Raw genomic sequence first — 16,723 nt, 5'->3', positions numbered from 1 at the left:
TTCCCAGTTAAAATTTCATATACCGGATACCGTCACCGGAGCGATACCCGGCATCGCGCAGTAACTGTGCCATATCCGAGCGGCCGCGCGGACTGGCGGTAACCAACACCACCTGCTTCGGCAACAGATGGCGCTCCCGCGCCCACCTGATGATATCGCTGCCGGTCTCCCGTTCACCGAAGTGATGGTCCAGATACAGGGTCTCTACCGGCATTTCACGCAACGCGCGCTTTCCCTGTTGTACACAGCGGGTGACTTTATCCACACTGTAAGTACGAGTGGCATCAATCAAGAGTTCCATTGCCCCTCCTTGCTGAATATTCCTGCAAACGTAGTGCGACGAAAGTGCGGCGAGAGTCTCGCCAAGCTACTCTGCATCACGCCAGGTTGCAGTGAACCCAGCTGCTCTCAATCCAGCTGCATTCAATCCGGCTGCTTTCAGGCTGCGCTCCATTCGACTCGCTTCCCTGGGCCTGATTCATCCAACCGGCTCTCTTCGATTCGCCCCTTGCAACTGCGGTTAAACAGAACCAAAGCAAACAACGCCACACCTGAAACTGCCTTAAGCCAGGTTATGTTGCAGCTACCGGCCCGACGCCACCCTTCGACAACGCCGGACGCAAGCCATTCAGTTGTTGCTCAATACGGCGACATTTTCCAGATCAGTATCTTCGTAATACTCCATGGCCGGCCTCCTCTTTGCTTTCTCTAACCAAAATACATATCAGCCCCGGAGTGAACGGGACAATAAAAAAATGCCGGGTTTAGCTGCTTTTTTACAGCCCTGTAGCCGTGGCATTGGCACCCCGAGGGACACCGCCGCCCACTGTGGGCATAAAAAAACCCGGTTGGCTTTTTTGCCTTCCGGGTTTCTCTATAAGATGTTCTGATAGATGTCCTGGAAGGCTTTTGCGCCTCCCAAGAGTGGAGACGCCGCTAGCCGATGTATGCCTGCACAGGCACACAGGCCCAAATCACGCTGCGCAGCGTGACTTGAGACATAAATTTGGCGGAAATAAAGTTCATCAAAATTCCTGGTTCCACAATCGAAACGTTTTTCGCAAGCACCGATGCTAATCACTATTCAAGTTTTGTCAATACTGGCGCGTCATTTTTTCAGAAAAATAGTATAAAGCGTAACCCAGTTCTCAGGTGTGCGCCCGTCGCGGCGATTGAGTCTATCGACTGTTCGTGATTAGCTGTGTTACTTGAACTAACACTCATGATGCCGCCGGCAGTCGGACTGCCGGCACAGGTAACCGCTTTGGTGCACAGAATTGCAGCAGAGCACAAAGATGCACAATCATGGAGCGGCATTCTATGGCCAACCCCGCCCCCCCGCTTATCGTCGTCACCGATCTTGACGGCACCCTGCTCGATCACCACGACTACAGCTGGCAAGCCGCCGGCGAGGCCCTGCAGGCGCTTGCACATCGCGCCATCCCAGTGATTTTCAATACCAGCAAGACGTTGGCGGAGACCCGCGTCCTACAGCAACGCATCGGTGTCAACCACCCCTGCATCGTCGAAAATGGTGCAGGGGTGGCTATTCCCCACGGTTATTTCCCCACTACGCCGGCAACCGCCCGGGACCAGGGTGATTTTCACCTGCAAACCCTGGGTACACCTTATGCGGACATTCGGGCAACCGTCGTGGCGCTACGGGAGAGTCGCGGCTTTGACTTTGCCGGCTTCGGCGATATGGACCTGGACGCGATCATAGACCACACCGGCCTGCCCGGAGAGGACGCCGCGCGCGCGCGCCAGCGCCAATTCAGTGAGCCCCTGGTATGGCGCGACAGCGAGGACAGCCTGACTGAGTTTATTGAGTTGATCGAAGACCGCGGGCTGCACTTTACCCGCGGCGGCCGCTTTATTCATATTATGGGTAAAAACGACAAAGGGCACGCCATGCACTGGCTGGCGGACCAGTATCCGCTGCCAAGACCGAGGGTAATGGCGCTTGGCGACGGCGAGAACGATATCCCGATGCTGCAGGCCGCCGATTTACCGGTGCTGGTGCGCTCCTCCAGCCACCGGCCGCCAACTTGGCCCGGGGCTTGCTTTGTCGACACTGAGGTTGAGACTGCGGCCAACGCCATGGCCGCGCTGAATCGCGGCGATAACGACTGCGAGGCAACAGGGATGAATCGAACCGAAACAGAGACAGACGAGAACTCTGGCAGAAGGACTCAACCGGCCCGTGACGATGGTACCGATAACGTCGGTAACGATGAAACCGGTACTGAAAACCCAGAGGCGCCCCGGCAGACAGTGCTGTTAACTGACAAACCAGGGCCACAGGGTTGGAATGACGCCGTACTGACGGCTGTCCGTCTGCTTGCTCGCTAACAGTACAGCCACTACCGAATTCGGAGAGAAACGATGGGAGACTTTTACCAGAACGGGGTCATCACCACCCTGCACAATCTGTCACAGAGACCGCTCGAGGCGCTGGAGGCAGAGTTGGTCCAGTTCTCCAAATCCCGGCCTATGAGCCTGGTGCTGCCGAGCCTCTACTCGGAGTTACAGGGACCGGCCCTGGATGCGATTGTCGAGCATCTGACCGAAGTACCCTACCTGGACGAGATCGTTATCGGTCTCGACTGCGCCACCGAGGCGCAGTACCGTGAAGCACTGCGTTTTTTCGCCCGCCTGCCACAGCGCCACCGGGTACTCTGGAACGACGGACCGCGCCTGCAGAACCTGCACCGCAAACTGGTGGACAAGGGGCTGTCGCCGGGCGAGCCGGGCAAAGGGCGCAATGTCTGGTTTTGTTTCGGCTATGTATTGGCATCCGGTCGCGGGCGCTCCGTGGCACTGCACGACTGCGACATCCTGACCTACGACCGCGGGCTGCTCGCGCGCCTGATTTACCCGGTCGCAAACCCCAGCTTCAACTATACCTTCTGCAAGGGCTACTACGCCCGGGTGGCGGACGGCAAGATCAACGGCCGTGTCAGTCGCCTGTTGGTCACGCCGCTGTTGCGCGCGCTCAAGAAAACCATCGGCCAGTTGGACTACCTGGAATACCTGGACAGCTACCGCTACCCTTTAGCCGGCGAATTTTCCCTGCGCCGCGATGCCCTGCTCGATATTCGTATCCCCAGCGATTGGGGCCTCGAAATCGGCGTGTTGTCGGAAATGAAGCGCAACTATGCGACCAACCGCATCTGCCAGGTGGATATCGCCGATATCTACGACCACAAACACCAGGACCTCTCCCCCAACAACGACAAGACCGGCCTGTCAAAGATGTCGATCGATATCAGCAAAGCGGTGTTTCGCAAACTGGCCACCAACGGTGTGGTGTTTTCCACCGAAACGTTCCGCTCCCTAAAAGCCACCTACTACCGTATTGCCCTGGATTTCGTTGAGACCTATTATAACGACGCCGTTATCAACGGCTTAAATCTCGATATTCACAAAGAAGAGCAGGCGGTCGAAATGTTCGCCGAAAATATTCTCAAAGCCGGCATCCACTTTCTCGACAACCCCATGGAGACACCGTTTATCCCCAGTTGGAACCGCGTCTTGAGTGCGCTGCCGGACCTCGGCGAAGAATTCCTGGCGGCGGTAGAGGCCGACATACAGGAGTTTTCGCCGTGAGCAGCGTTTCTCACTCGGCGGTCGAAACACTGCATCACCGGGTACTGGGACACCTGCAACATCTCTACCCCGAGCAGTCGGCAGACGCGATACTCGCGCAGCTTATGTCAACCATGCGCCTGGACCGGGCTGTCGAACAGCCCACCCCGCACGGCAATCTTTGGGATCAGGCCGATATCATTGCGATTACCTACGGCGACAGTATCCGCAGCGCCGATGAAAAGCCGTTGCAAACCCTGCATCGGTTTTTCAACCGGCACCTGCGCGGCAGCATCAACGGCATTCATATCCTGCCGTTTTTCCCGTGGAGTTCCGACGATGGGTTTTCCGTTATTGACTACACCTCAGTCAACGAAGGGCTTGGCGATTGGCGGGATATCAAGGCGATCGCCCGGGACTATAACCTGATGGCGGACCTGGTAATCAATCACTGTTCCGCCCGCAGCCGCTGGTTTGAGAACTTCAAGGCGCGGCTGGACCCCGGTCAGGACTACTTTGTCGAGGCGGACGCCGGCACCGATCTGAGCCGGGTGGTACGACCGCGCACGTCGCCACTGCTGAAAGCCGTGGAAACCCTCGCCGGCCAACGCCACGTGTGGTGCACCTTCAGCCACGACCAGGTCGATCTCAACTTTCGCAACCCGGCGGTGTTGATCGAGTTTGCGCGCATTATTCGCCAGTATCTGGACGCCGGTGTCAAGTTGTTTCGCCTCGACGCCATCGCCTTTCTCTGGAAAGACCCGACGACCAGCAGCATCAACCTGCCCGAGACCCACGAAATGGTGCGCCTGCTGCGCACACTGATCGAGCACTGCGACAAAAACGCCATCATTATCACCGAAACCAATATCCCCAACCGCGAGAACCTGGCCTACTTCGGCAATGCCAACGAGGCCCATGTAATTTATAACTTCTCACTGCCGCCGCTGTTGCTGCACGCCCTGGTCTGCGGCGATGCCCGCCACCTTAAAACCTGGATGATGAGCATGCCGCCGGCGCAAAACGGCACCGCTTACCTGAACTTTCTCGCCTCTCACGACGGCATCGGTCTGCGGCCCGCCGAGGGCCTGCTCTCCACCGAGGAAATAGACCGACTGGCCGGGCTGATGCAACGCTTCGGCGGCCGGATATCCTGGCGCGCCCTGGAAAGCGGGGAGAACCGGCCTTATGAAATCAATATCGCGCTGTTTGACGCCCTCAAAGGTACACTTGCCTGTGCAGACGACGGTTTGCAGCTGGAGCGTTTTATCTGCGCCCACACCATTATGCTGGCACTGGAGGGAATTCCCGCATTCTATATCCACAGCTTGTTTGGCACCCGGAACGACTATCAGCGCCTGGAGCACACCAGCCAGAACCGCTCCATCAACCGGCATCAATGGGATATCGGTAGACTCGAAGCGGCCCTGAGCGACCCCGACGGGCAGCACCGGGAAGTATTCGAGCGGTTGCAAACTATGATCACCATTCGCCGCGGGCAGGCCGCCTTTCACCCCAATGCCACCCAATTCACCATGCATGTCGGCAGCGCTATTTTTGCCTTCTGGCGCCAGAGCAGCAACCGTGGCCAGAGTATTTTCTGCCTGCACAATATCAGCGATGTCACACAGACCGTGCCGCTTGCTGACATTAATCTGATTGAGCTCGACGACTGGCACGACTTAATCAGCGGTGAACGTTACTCGAACTTACAGGACACGATAACTCTGCGGCCGTACCAGTGTGTGTGGATCAGCAATCGTTGATTTATCGTCACGCCCTACGAGACAACCACAAAACGACCTGAGTTCGCTCCAGGCCGACCAACAGGGAAGCCTGCGCGAGGGGCACTTTGGACAGAAACTCAACCGGAATAATGGCGGGAACACCCCACCGCCAAAAGGCGCCACTGAAAACCTACACCACCAGCAGCCAGGGCCGGTATAGTTGTGCCCTCCATATCTATAGCAGTTATTTGGGTTACATTAACTACAGTATCGGCGAGGCTTTTAACGGTATTCAACAACTGATTGGATTCAAACGCCGATCATAACGTTGCCGTTTGCAGCGCGGTTACCAAACACTGAAGCGCCGGGCTTATATAGGCGCGGGACCTATAGATGAGATAAACAGGAATGCCAGTGCACAGTTGCGGCCAATCCAGCACTCTCAGGGTGCCGCGATCCAACTCCTCCTGCATACTGCTCAACGGCAGCAGGCCGCAACCGAAGCCCGCCTCAATCATACGTTTTTGGGCAGTAAGGCTATCGACATCGACAAACTCGACCCCCTCAATACCAGCCTGCAAAACCTGCCGGCGCAACAGTACCGGATAGTTGAACTGCGCAGCATGCTGTTCGAGAGGAAATGACAACCATTTTTTATAAAGCTGTGACAGCGGCACTGACGCTTGCGTTTGATCGCCAACGTCTCCCGCTGCCACCGGTACCACTCGCTCGTCCCCCAGGAGTATTCGCTTCAAATCCGGATTCGGATCGTCGAAATAACGCACTCCCAGATTCACCTCGCCGTTCAGCACCAGCGTGCTTACCACGGCGCTCGAGGCGGTGCGCAGTGTCAGCTCCACCTGCGGATAAGCCCGGCAGTAGGCGTGCATGGCATCGGTGATTCCGGTGCTCGCCAGCGTCCCGACCAGGGCACAGGAGACAGCGCCACGAGCCTGCGCCAGTCCGTCGCGCACAATGTCGACGCCATCTCTGACACTGGCAATAGCCCGGCGCGCATAGGGTAAAAAACTTTCCCCGGGTTCGGTCAACACAACGCCGGTGGCGATTCTGTCAAACAGTGAGGCGCCCAGCATATCTTCCAACTGGCGGATACGGCGACTGATGGCCGGCTGGGTCAGGTTGAGCTTATTGGCCGCCTTCGAAAAACCTTTTGCTTCGGCGATAGCGACGAAGGCCTCCAGTTGACTGAGTTCCATAGCAATAAAAATACCTGATGGGTGCCATCAAAAAGTTGCATTAGACCAGGGCCGATGAATTCTGAATACTGACGCCCTCGACCAATAGAGTAATACACTGTCACTGAACGGGGACCGTCGCAATGATCAAAAACCAAAAGGACAAGGCCGCAAAGTTCGCCGCACAGCATCGCACCGACGGCTGCTTTATTATGCCAAACGCCTGGGATATCGCCAGCGCCCGGTTGCTGGCGGCGGCCGGCTTTAGCAGCATTGGCACGACCAGCGCCGGCATTGCATTTTCACTGGGATGTCCGGACCACACCAGTGCCGGCAACCCTCGACGTATGGATCGCAAGAGGATGATCGACCGCGTGGCGGCAATAGCCGCAGCGGTGGATGTCCCGGTAAATGCGGATCTGGAGGCGGGCTACGGCACAACGGCAACCGAGGTCGCCAAGACCATCACCCACGCCATTGCCGCGGGTGCCGTCGGCGCCAATATCGAAGATTTTACCGGCAATCCGCACGCGCCTCTGCTCGAGTGCGAACGGGCCGTCGAACACCTGATTGCCGCCCGCGAGGCGGCCACCGCCAGCGGCATCGCGTTTACGCTCAACGGTCGCACCGACGGCTTTCTGGTCGGTGCGGCCGACGCTTTGCGGGAATCCATCCACAGAGCCAATCGTTATGCCGAAGCCGGCGCCGATTGCCTGTTTATACCCGGCGTCAGCGATGCTGCAACCATCGCCGCCCTGGTAGAGGAGATTGACGCACCGCTCAATGTCGTGATGGGGCTTACAGGTAACGACCTGAATCGGCAGCAGTTGCAAAACCTGGGTGTCAGGCGTATCAGTATCGGCGGCAGCCTGGCCCGGGCCAGCCTGGCGCTGGTTGCGCAGGCGGCACAGGAGATGGCGACACGGGGAACGTTCACCTTCGCCGAACGGCAACTGCCCCAAGAGCGAATAAACAGGCTTTTGGCAAAAAATTAGCCACCAGGCCGCAATCAAGACGACGGCTCAATCGTTGTTTACGGTAAGCGCACTCAAAACGCCGCCTCGGTACCCGCGATCGGCATTCGGCCAGGGTGCTGTTTCACACCATCTCTGCGAAAGGGCCTTACCATGAAAGAAAAACTGATTTAGCGTCCGTCGAACAGGCCGGGGATTAGCGTGGCGGCGCTGTTGCACCGGCCTGCCATGTCGCGATCAATTCACAGTTCTATACGCCTTTTCTGCTCCGAAATGGACTGGCGATAGAGGTAGTCGCCGGTATCGGCCAGGCGCATGGGACTGTAAAACTCGCCCAGGTCCTGCCGCTGCCACACGCCTGTGCCCACTTCCCGGGCGACAACGTCTTTATAGGTGTAAAGAAACAGGCGCGCCCGCACATACAGCGGCGGTTGGCGGGTAAAGGGGGAATCTCCAAACAACGCCAACACACTCTGGTTACCCTGCAGCAACCGAATCAACAGGGTTTCAAACCACAGCTCATCGGCCTCGCCATCCAAACCCGCAAACCAGAGCTGCCAGTCCAGGCGCGGTTGATGGGGGATATTCCAGCTCAATTCCTTGTTCGGGTCGCCGGGCTTGTAACGAAACGTGTAAGCCTGCCAGTTGATCCCGTCACTGGAGCCCTCGATGACGATCTCCGGCCGCGTCTGGGTCATAATCGCAAACAGTCCGTAGCGATTGCTTATATGGAACGGATGCGCAGCCCGCATAATATCGGCCAACGGCGATCCCGGTAGACGCTTGAAAGCCTGCGTCCAGATATGACCTATTCCCACACTGAATACGACCGCCGCCACAGCACCAACCAACCCGCGCCCAAGCTTTGAACGACGCACCGGCGGCGCAGGTGTTAAGTCTTTTGGCCCGAACCCCAGGCGCAGCTTCCCGAAACCCAAGCGCTGCAATGCCCGGTCGTCCAACAGCACCAGGCACAGCGCCAGGGTCAGGAGGTTGAAAAACGTATAATTACCGGTCAGCAGAATCAACACCTGCAGCAGCGCAAATACCGCGGCGGCAAACTGGCGCGGGCGGCGCGGCAGGAAAATAAAAAACGGTATGATCAACTCGACGACCAGTGTCAGGCCGGTCGCCCCCTTGAGCAGATAGTCGGGCAAATGATGGGCATACCAGGCCAGCGGCGTCGGCAGCGGCTGGGTTTCAAAATGGTAGGTGAGCGCCGTCCAGTTGGCCCAGCTGAAATCCCCGCTGGTGACTTTTGCCAGGCCCGACATCCACATAAAGCGAAACATCAGCCAGCGCAGCAGCCAGATGCCCAGCGGCCGCGAGTACCACAGCAGCAATGCCGCAAAGCCGCACTCCAGCAACAGCATATCCCATTGGAAGCGGGTAAAGTCCTGCCCCGCGTGCACCAGAGACAGGTAGAGGCAGTAACAGCCGAACAGCGACAACAACACCCAGCGGTTGAAAATCACCAGCAACGCCAGGCAACCCCCGGCCAGGGTTGCCGCCACCAGCGCGCCATCGCCGGGGGCAAACCAGAACAGGGTCGGCAGCAGCCGGTAACCCTCGGTGCCATAAGCCTCGGTCACCGCCTGTAAATAGGGATCGAGCGGCGCCAGACCACCGCTGCCCACCAAGCCCAGTATCTGCCACCCCAGCGAGGCGAAGGCGAACAGGTAAATCACCCCCAGCAGCCGCAAAAACCACCGGGCTGTCACCTCGAATCGCGCCGGCATCCAGGTATCGCCCCAACACCAGCGACTGACGCGATGCGCCGCCCGGCGATGGCGGGACACCCAGCGATAGAGCGCTTCACTCAACGGCGCAAAGCCGGGCAGATACCGATAGGCCCACCACCAGAGGGCACTGCCCCCGATGGCCAGCACGCGAAAAGCGGCGCCGGCACCCTGATAACGGCTGTCACCGTAAAGCAACTGAATAGCCGCCCGGCAATCCGCTTCGCTCAGTGAAGCAAGGTGCCGGCGCGCTGTTTGATAGGGCTGGTAGTCAACCTTGTCACCGGTGCGGGCCCGGGCGTAGTTGACGCAGTAGCGACAAAAAGCGCAGTCACCATCGTAGAGTAGAGTTGCAGTAGTCATAGCCACCCGGCGTCTTGCGGGATTGCCGTGCCCGGCTCCCCCCTGTAGGTCGTGGTATATGTCGCCATTGTCCCGCCTCCGGCGGGCGCTGTCACCAGCACAGCGACGAATTTGCTATTTTCCCAGACGTCGGCTACAACAATGCTGACCAAAGTGAAACCCAAAAACACAACCCCAGATTTTGTCATCTCTAACCATCTTTTCGGACTGATTCTAGCAGCCGTGGGAGACTATTATGGAATTTACAGCACAATGGCTGGAAAATAACAGCGGCCTGATACTGGCCTATATCGTAAAAATCGTCGTGGCCCTGGCCATTATTTTTATCGGTCGCTGGCTCGCCAAAACCGTGTCGGGCCTGATGCAAAAAGCGCTCGGCCGCCGCCAGGTGGACAGGGCTGTGGGCGCCTTCCTCTCCAGTATCGTCTACGCTTTGATACTGGCGGCAACCGTGCTGGTAGCCTTCGGTCATGTGGGCATAGAGACCACTTCGTTCATCGCTATTCTCGGTGCCGCCGGACTGGCTGTCGGCCTGGCGCTGCAAGGGTCGCTGGCCAACTTTGCATCTGGCGTACTAATCATTTTGTTCCGCCCTTTCAAGGCCGGCGATTTTGTCGAGGCCGGTGGAGTCTCGGGCTCCGTGCACAAGATCGAGATCTTCTCCACCGTGCTGAAGACGCCCGACAATAAGGTAATCATCCTGCCCAACAGCCTGATTACCGGAGCGCCTATCACCAACTATTCCACATCGCCCACGCGGCGTATCGATCTCGTTATCGGAGTAGGCTATGATGCCGACCTGCAGCAGGCCAAGCAGATATTGAACAATATCGTCGCCGGCCATCCCGCCATCCTTGAAGAGCCCGCACCGACAGTGGCGGTGGTGGAACTGGCCGACTCATCGGTGAATTTTGCCGTACGTCCCTGGGTCAATACAGCAGACTACTGGCCGACGCACTTCGATTTAATGGAAACCATCAAGCTGAAGCTGGACGAAAACAATATCAGTATTCCCTTCCCGCAGATGGAAGTGCATATGCAAAGCCAGACCGGCGACTGACCCCCTCAATCACCTTGGGATAATAACGTTAAGGAGTTTGCTTCAATGAATAAATCGCGCTTTACGGCAACCAACCTCGTCGCCATGGCAATATGCGCCTGGCACGGCCCCAGTATTGCCAATCAGGACCAAGACGAGGTCTGGAGCGGAGCGGCGGAGCTGGGGGTGATTGTCACCTCCGGCAATACCGAGAGTACGTCTGTAAAAGGGGGGCTTGAAGTAGAGCAGGCACTGGAAAACTGGAACAATGAATACCAGTTCGATGTGTTGTTCAAGGAGGACCAGGTCACCGACGATACCACCGGCGAGGAGGAAACGGAAAAAACTGCTGAGAAGTATTTTCTTTCCGCCAAAGGTAACCGGCGTCTCGAAGACGATAAGAGCAAGTTGTTTCTGTTCGGCTCACACACCGACGATAAATTTGCCGGGGTGAGTGAGTACACCATCATCGCCGCCGGTTACGGCCGGCGGCTGCTGGAAACCACCCACACATCGCTGGATGCCGATATCGGCCCCGGTTACGCCTTCGGTGAACAATCCGACGGTGAGGAGATCGAGGATGTTATTTTGCGCGCCTCGGCCAATTTTCGCTGGGATATCAGTGAAAACGCCAAGTTCGTGCAAAAGATCAGCACCGAGGCGGGGGCGGACAATACCCGCACCATTGCCGAAACCAGCCTCACCACGCAGATCAACGGCTCGCTCAGTATGAAACTCGGCCTGACGATCACCAACAACAGCGAGGTCCCGGACGACACGGAAAAAACCGATACCGAATCAACGGTGACCCTGGTTTATTCATTCTGAAGGCCCGACCGTGAAGGGCTGCCGCCGCGGCCCGATTCACGGGCCCGCCAGCGCCTGTGATAGAATAACCGGCCGCCACGACCACTGATTCGCCGACTATGTCCGCCCGCGCCGATACGGAAAATTTCCGCGACCTGTTTCTCACCGACACCCCGCTGCTGGATGTGCGCGCGCCGGTCGAGTTCGCCCGGGGCGCCTTTCCCACCAGTGAAAATATCCCGCTGCTCGACAACGACCAGCGCCGGGCCATCGGCATACGCTATAAAGAGCAGGGGCAGGAGGCCGCCATCGCACTCGGCTGGGAACTGGCCACGGCGGCAATCCGCCAACAGCGACAGACGGCCTGGCGGGACTTTTGCCGGCGCCACCCCCATGGCTATCTGTATTGCTTTCGCGGCGGTTTGCGCTCGCGCCTGAGCCAGCAGCTTTTAGCCGAGACCGGCGTCGACTACCCGCTGGTACGCGGCGGTTACAAAGCAATGCGGCGCTTTCTGCTGCAGCAACTGGAACATGCCTGCGGCAACGCCCGGTTGATCTTGTTGAGCGGCCCCACCGGCAGTGGTAAAACAGCGGTCATCCGGGCCCTGCCGCGGGCGCTCGATCTGGAGGGCAGGGCCAACCATCGCGGCTCCGCGTTCGGCGGCCTGCCCGGCGGCCAGCCTGCCCAGATCGATTTCGAAAACGCCCTCAGTATCGACTGGTTGCGGCTGCACCACCGCGACCCGCAACCGGTATTTGTCGAGGATGAGGGGCGCCTGATCGGCAAACTCACCCTGCCGCCGGGTTTGCAAAGCGCGATGAGGCAGTCCCCCATCGCGGTGCTTGAACACCCGCTCGAGGAACGGGTGCAACAGATTATCGACGACTACATCATGAGTCTGGCGCCCCGCGACCCGACATACGGCGATGACACCGCTGTCGCCAGGTTCCAGACCGGGATACAGGCCAGTCTCGATCGCATCAAAAAACGGCTCGGCGATCAGCGCCACCGGTTTTTATCCGCCAGCTTTACCGCGGCAGCGGCCCATCTCCGCCAGACCGGCAGCGCCGAGGGCTACCGCGAAGGCGTGGCGTTGCTGTTGCGCGAATACTACGATCCCATGTACGCCTATCAACTGGATAAACGGCGCGGCGACGTTGTTTTTCGCGGCGACCGCGAGGAGGTGATAGCCTGGGCGCAGAACGCCGCAGAGTCTGGCGGCTTACCTGGCTGCAGTCATCGCAACACTGCGCCGCTGTCGCCATTGTAATAACTGAACCCCTTGCAGGCGCCGGTTGCGCGAGGGGGTTGCCCAAGAGCTGCGCCTGCCCGGGCAAGCCACCCCGGAACCGCTGTAAACCAGTCCCGCAGTACTGTTTGCGGCTTTATTGTGAGTTCAATCACTTTCGGCGGGCAAACGGCTGTGGTGTAATTCCAGTTCCACACTCGGGCAATGGGGCGGATATGTCTTCATCTCCGGTAGAAAACACAGATTTGCTCGGCGGTCGGGAGATTCACCTGCTCCGGGACCAACCCTCAGTATTTCCCAACCTGCAACAATTGCGCAGCGAGTTTGACTTTCGCATTCTCGAAATTCGCCTGGCCGGCAGTACGGAGCCACAATTCGTGCTGGTGACGGGCGAATATCGCACAGTGCCAACCGCCGCCCTGACACCGGCATTTGCCTCGCTGGCCGAACTCGACGCCTACGCCGGCACCAGCAGAGAAGATATCCAACATGAGTTTCTCTTCGGTTTTGTCAACGACGATATCAACCTGGCCAACGACGGCCTCCCCTGACTGCGCGATACACCAACCTGCGGACAATAACACCGGCACCTGCCAAAACGGGTATTCCAACGATCGACACAGGTTTTACCCGCGCCCACTTGCCTGATTTTCGTTCGATCTCACAGGCGCCGCAGCACCTGATGCCCGCGGTTGCGGCGCGAAAACCCAGACAACGGGTCGGTCCGAGACCCGGCAATATCCGGGCTGGACGCCGGGTGCAGGTGAACAGCATAATGTCGCCATGCACGCATCCACCGCCGACCCTATCATCGACAAAGACATCATACTGATCGGCGGCGGCCACAGCCATGCGCTCGTCTTGCGCCGGTGGGCGATGCGCCCGACGCCGGGCGTCCGCCTGACCCTGGTATCGCCACAGGTAACCACCCCTTACTCGGGCATGCTGCCCGGCCTGGTCGCCGGGCACTACGACAGCGCCGATCTGCATATCGACCTGCTGAACCTGTGCCGGCTGGCGCGGGTGCGCTTTATCCAGGCGACGGTCACGCGCCTGGACCTGGAGCGCAAACGGGTGCTGCTGTCCGATCGCCCTGCCCTGGAAGCCGATCTGGTCGCCATCAACTGCGGTATCACACCCAACCTGTCGGTACCCGGCGCCCGCGAACACAGCACGCCCGTCAAACCCATCGCCAGTTTTCAGCGCCGGTGGCAGGCACTGCGCGAACGCCTGCAGGTGGCAGATGAGCAAACGCTCGACATCGGCGTGGTGGGCGGTGGCGCCGCCGGTGTGGAGCTGATCCAAGCCATGCACTACGCGCTCAGTCGCGATAAGAAGATTGCAGCGGCCCTGCGCTTTCACCTGATCCAGAAGGGAGAGGGTTTGCCTGAAGGTTATCCGCCAGCCGTGCAGCGCGGCCTGGCTGCGCGGTTGCGCCGCCGGCATATACAAGTGCATCCCAACTTCACAGTGTGCAGCGTCACCGGCGCAGGGGTTATCGACCAACACGACCGACTGCTGCCACTGCAGGAGATCTTCTGGTGCACCGACGCCGGGGCACCGGCCTGGCCGGGCGAGTCCGGCCTGAAAACAGACGCCAAGGGATTCGTGGAAGTGAACCGCTACCTGCAATCCACCAGCCATCCCTGGGTTTTTGCCAGCGGCGATGTCGCCCATCTGGCGGACGACCCGCGCCCGAAAGCCGGCGTGTTTGCAGTGCGCCAGGGCCCGGTGCTGTTTCAAAACCTGAGCCGTTTTAGCCGGCAAAAAAAACTGCGGCCCTTTCACCCGCAGCGGCGCTTCCTCAGCCTCCTTACCTGCGGCGACCGCTACGCCCTCGCCAGCCGCGGACCCGTGAAACTGGCGGGACGCTGGGTGTGGCATTGGAAAGACCATATCGACCGGCAGTTTATGCGCCGCTTTACCCAAGTGCCGGCGCGCTCGATGGCCGCACCGGCAGTTGCCGGCGCCCGCGGCGAGGACATGCGCTGCAACGGCTGCGGCGCCAAAGTGGGAGCGGACATATTGACACGGGTGTTGAACCGGTTGCAGGCCGAACCCGCGTTCAAACTCGAACCGGGCAGCGACGACGCCGTGGCGGTAACACTGCCGCCACAATCACAGTTGCTGCAAAGCGTGGATTTCTTCCGCGCCCTGATCGACGACCCCTATCGCACCGGCCGCATCGCCGCACTGCATGCCATGAGCGATTTGTTTGCCGTGCACGCCCAACCCCACAGCGCCCTGGCCATCGCCATTCTGCCCCACAGCGCCGCGCCGGTGCTGGAGCGGGACCTGTACCAGCTACTGGCCGGCGCCCTGTCGGTGTTAAGTCATCACAATTGCACGCTGATCGGTGGACACACCGGCGAGGGCGCCGAACTCAGCCTGGGTTTTTGCGTCAACGGTATTGCCGCCAAACCCCTTATGCACAAGCGCGGTATGCGCGCCGGCGACCGGCTGATACTGACCAAACCCCTGGGCAGCGGTATGCTGTTTGCAGCTTTTATGCAGGGCGCCGCCAGCGGCGACTGGGTGGCCCGGGCGCTGGCACACATGGAGCAATCCAACGCCGGCGCTGCAGGTATTTTGCAGCGCCACGGCGCCAGCGCCTGTACCGATATCACCGGCTTTGGTCTACTGGGCCATCTGCGGGAGATGCTGACCGGCAGCGGCTGCCGGGTGACAATCGCTATCGACGCCCTGCCGCTGCTGCCCGGCGCTGCCAACTGCGCGGTCCGCGGCTATCGCAGCAGCCTGCATCCGCACAATCAACAGGCCGGCGAGTTGATCCAGGATCGGGAAATCTGGTTGCGCCACCCCGCCTATCCGCTGCTGTTCGACCCCCAGACCGCCGGCGGCCTGCTGGCCAGTGTACCGAGCGGTCAAGTTGCCGACTGCCTTGCCACTCTGCGCAATGCCGGTTATAAAGACGCACGGGTAATCGGCGAGGTGGCCGCTACTGATTTGACCCCGTTCGTCGGGCTCCAGTGAAACCCGGCCTATATTGCGCGGCCACTGGGGCACAGGGGAACCATTTCGGGGTTACTCTATCTTAAGTAGCACGATAGCGAAGCTCCGGTTGCAGACGCTTTTTCTTACGAGGTCATATTCTACTCACCATGGCACAACTACGATTTACAGGTATTTGCCTATGGCTGATCTTTGCTGTCAGCGTCAACGTCCAGGCGGGTAAACCCCTTGCCGTGGGGTCCAAGGCACCGGACTGGATACTGCCCGATACCAAGGGCAAACATGTTTCCTTTTACGAGAGCTGCAATGACCACACCGCGGTCGTGCTCTTCTGGGCCACCTGGTGCCCCTATTGCAGTGCCCTGATGCCGGAGCTGGAAGCCTTGCGCAGGGAACTGAAAGACGAACCGATCAAGTTTTACGCGCTCAATATCTGGGAAGACGGCGACCCCCTTGCCCATATGAAAACCCACGACTTCGGTTTTAAACTGGTGCTCAACGCCGAGCGTGTCGCCAAGCGCTATGGCGTCATGGGCACGCCGGGTCTGTTTATGATAGGGCCCGATAAAACCATTCGCTACATCCGCGCCAAAGGCAGCAAACCGACGGAGGTGGTAGCAGCCATCCGTAAAACCTTTACCGAGATTCGCACACCGGTTAGCGCCGAGCCGTAAGCGGGCACCGGCTCAGCGCAATTCCGCCTCGATATCACGCAGCAGATCAAGGGGTTCTACCTCTGAGCCGACCATATCCGCGGTCCAGTTGATCCCGGCGAGCAGGACATCGTTGTGCATCCCCGGCAACCAGTCCTCCAACAGCTCTTCCAGCGACACCGGTACCGCGCGGTAGTCGACCCACTCATCGACACAGTGGCCCTGGGCAAATTCCGGTTGCGACCAAAACGGCAGCACATCGGAATCGGGATATTTTTCCGAGGGACACAGGGCCCAACCATCGGGGCCTTCGAGGCCCCAGACACAACCCGTCTCAAGCGCTTCGACAATAAAGCGGTCGTAGTTTTCTTCGATACTTTCCGATAACGGTTCCATAACGCGCGCCAGCCTTGT

Annotated in this window: 14 protein-coding genes; 10 read left to right on the top strand and 4 right to left on the bottom strand. The window is 59.1% G+C overall.

Features of this window, described 5'->3' with window-relative positions; genetic code table 11:
• Positions 1-7 precede the first annotated feature (7 nt).
• A complete protein-coding gene (locus FKG94_RS15600) occupies positions 8-301 on the bottom strand; it encodes a cyclic-phosphate processing receiver domain-containing protein (protein ID WP_142905240.1) in 294 nt (97 codons plus the stop codon).
• Positions 302-1,320: 1,019 nt separating this feature from the next.
• On the opposite strand from FKG94_RS15600, the gene FKG94_RS15595 reads away from it, so the two are divergent.
• From FKG94_RS15595 to FKG94_RS15585, 3 genes are read left to right on the top strand one after another with little or no spacing between them, the layout of a single operon-like run.
• Positions 1,321-2,352 (top strand): HAD-IIB family hydrolase, encoded by a 1,032-nt coding sequence (locus tag FKG94_RS15595; RefSeq protein ID WP_179957668.1) that lies wholly within the window; start codon positions 1,321-1,323, stop codon positions 2,350-2,352.
• Between the two features lie 33 nt (positions 2,353-2,385).
• The gene (locus tag FKG94_RS15590) at positions 2,386-3,609 is read left to right on the top strand and encodes a glycosyltransferase family protein (RefSeq protein ID WP_142905238.1); all 1,224 of its coding nucleotides are present in this window, start codon (positions 2,386-2,388) and stop codon (positions 3,607-3,609) included.
• Positions 3,606-5,354, top strand: coding sequence for an alpha-amylase family glycosyl hydrolase (locus tag FKG94_RS15585; RefSeq protein ID WP_425460049.1), 1,749 nt, complete (start codon positions 3,606-3,608; stop codon positions 5,352-5,354). Before FKG94_RS15590 ends, FKG94_RS15585 begins: the two co-directional genes overlap by 4 nt.
• 281 nt (positions 5,355-5,635) lie before the next feature.
• On the opposite strand, the gene FKG94_RS15580 is transcribed toward FKG94_RS15585, so the two are convergent.
• Positions 5,636-6,532 carry a LysR family transcriptional regulator gene (locus FKG94_RS15580; RefSeq protein ID WP_142905237.1) on the bottom strand — a complete coding sequence of 299 codons (897 nt, stop codon included), beginning with the start codon at positions 6,530-6,532 and terminating at the stop codon, positions 5,636-5,638.
• 122 nt (positions 6,533-6,654) lie between these two features.
• Here FKG94_RS15580 and FKG94_RS15575 point away from each other — a divergent pair, with 122 nt between their 5' ends.
• Positions 6,655-7,506: an isocitrate lyase/PEP mutase family protein gene (locus tag FKG94_RS15575; RefSeq protein ID WP_142905236.1), complete on the top strand. Its 852-nt coding sequence runs from the start codon at positions 6,655-6,657 to the stop codon at positions 7,504-7,506.
• Between the two features lie 221 nt (positions 7,507-7,727).
• On the opposite strand, the gene FKG94_RS15570 is transcribed toward FKG94_RS15575, so the two are convergent.
• A complete protein-coding gene (locus FKG94_RS15570) occupies positions 7,728-9,587 on the bottom strand; it encodes a lipase maturation factor family protein (RefSeq protein WP_142905235.1) in 1,860 nt (619 codons plus the stop codon).
• Between the two features lie 235 nt (positions 9,588-9,822).
• On the opposite strand from FKG94_RS15570, the gene FKG94_RS15565 reads away from it, so the two are divergent.
• The 6 genes from FKG94_RS15565 to FKG94_RS15540 all read left to right on the top strand — a co-directional run bounded on the left by FKG94_RS15565 (position 9,823) and on the right by FKG94_RS15540 (position 16,330).
• Entirely contained in the window at positions 9,823-10,647 is an 825-nt protein-coding gene (locus FKG94_RS15565) for a mechanosensitive ion channel family protein (protein WP_142905234.1), read from the top strand.
• A 45-nt stretch (positions 10,648-10,692) separates the two neighbouring features.
• Complete coding sequence (locus tag FKG94_RS15560; protein ID WP_142905233.1) at positions 10,693-11,454, top strand: DUF481 domain-containing protein; 762 nt, start codon at positions 10,693-10,695, stop codon at positions 11,452-11,454.
• Between the two features lie 98 nt (positions 11,455-11,552).
• The gene (gene mnmH, locus FKG94_RS15555; RefSeq protein WP_142905232.1) at positions 11,553-12,704 is read left to right on the top strand and encodes a tRNA 2-selenouridine(34) synthase MnmH; all 1,152 of its coding nucleotides are present in this window, start codon (positions 11,553-11,555) and stop codon (positions 12,702-12,704) included.
• A gap of 194 nt (positions 12,705-12,898) precedes the next feature.
• Positions 12,899-13,234, top strand: a complete 336-nt coding sequence (locus FKG94_RS15550; protein WP_142905231.1) for a hypothetical protein — start codon at positions 12,899-12,901, stop codon at positions 13,232-13,234.
• Positions 13,235-13,466: 232 nt separating this feature from the next.
• Positions 13,467-15,677 carry a selenide, water dikinase SelD gene (selD, locus tag FKG94_RS15545; RefSeq protein WP_142905230.1) on the top strand — a complete coding sequence of 737 codons (2,211 nt, stop codon included), beginning with the start codon at positions 13,467-13,469 and terminating at the stop codon, positions 15,675-15,677.
• Positions 15,678-15,805: 128 nt separating this feature from the next.
• On the top strand, positions 15,806-16,330 hold the full coding sequence (locus tag FKG94_RS15540) for a peroxiredoxin family protein (protein ID WP_142905229.1): 525 nt from the start codon (positions 15,806-15,808) through the stop codon (positions 16,328-16,330).
• Positions 16,331-16,342: 12 nt separating this feature from the next.
• Here FKG94_RS15540 and FKG94_RS15535 read toward each other — a convergent pair whose 3' ends face one another.
• Positions 16,343-16,705, bottom strand: coding sequence for a DUF2750 domain-containing protein (locus tag FKG94_RS15535; RefSeq protein ID WP_142905228.1), 363 nt, complete (start codon positions 16,703-16,705; stop codon positions 16,343-16,345).
• Positions 16,706-16,723: the final 18 nt, after the last annotated feature.

Origin of the sequence: Exilibacterium tricleocarpae, assembly GCF_007004655.1 — a bacterium.
Classification (GTDB): Bacteria; Pseudomonadota; Gammaproteobacteria; order Pseudomonadales; family Cellvibrionaceae; genus Exilibacterium; species Exilibacterium tricleocarpae.
Note: the sequence above shows the minus strand (reverse complement) of the source record. Positions and strands in the feature narration are given on the sequence as shown.

What these genes read in the sequence shown, in the direction of transcription:
- FKG94_RS15600 (WP_142905240.1), bottom strand. Translation starts at nt 301, where the DNA reads ATGGAACTCTTGATTGATGCCACTCGTACTTACAGTGTGGATAAAGTC.
- FKG94_RS15595 (WP_179957668.1), top strand. Translation starts at nt 1,321, where the DNA reads ATGGCCAACCCCGCCCCCCCGCTTATCGTCGTCACCGATCTTGACGGC.
- FKG94_RS15590 (WP_142905238.1), top strand. Translation starts at nt 2,386, where the DNA reads ATGGGAGACTTTTACCAGAACGGGGTCATCACCACCCTGCACAATCTG.
- FKG94_RS15580 (WP_142905237.1), bottom strand. Translation starts at nt 6,532, where the DNA reads ATGGAACTCAGTCAACTGGAGGCCTTCGTCGCTATCGCCGAAGCAAAA.
- FKG94_RS15575 (WP_142905236.1), top strand. Translation starts at nt 6,655, where the DNA reads ATGATCAAAAACCAAAAGGACAAGGCCGCAAAGTTCGCCGCACAGCAT.
- FKG94_RS15570 (WP_142905235.1), bottom strand. Translation starts at nt 9,587, where the DNA reads ATGACTACTGCAACTCTACTCTACGATGGTGACTGCGCTTTTTGTCGC.
- FKG94_RS15565 (WP_142905234.1), top strand. Translation starts at nt 9,823, where the DNA reads ATGGAATTTACAGCACAATGGCTGGAAAATAACAGCGGCCTGATACTG.
- FKG94_RS15560 (WP_142905233.1), top strand. Translation starts at nt 10,693, where the DNA reads ATGAATAAATCGCGCTTTACGGCAACCAACCTCGTCGCCATGGCAATA.
- mnmH (WP_142905232.1), top strand. Translation starts at nt 11,553, where the DNA reads ATGTCCGCCCGCGCCGATACGGAAAATTTCCGCGACCTGTTTCTCACC.
- FKG94_RS15550 (WP_142905231.1), top strand. Translation starts at nt 12,899, where the DNA reads ATGTCTTCATCTCCGGTAGAAAACACAGATTTGCTCGGCGGTCGGGAG.
- selD (WP_142905230.1), top strand. Translation starts at nt 13,467, where the DNA reads ATGCACGCATCCACCGCCGACCCTATCATCGACAAAGACATCATACTG.
- FKG94_RS15540 (WP_142905229.1), top strand. Translation starts at nt 15,806, where the DNA reads ATGGCACAACTACGATTTACAGGTATTTGCCTATGGCTGATCTTTGCT.
- FKG94_RS15535 (WP_142905228.1), bottom strand. Translation starts at nt 16,705, where the DNA reads ATGGAACCGTTATCGGAAAGTATCGAAGAAAACTACGACCGCTTTATT.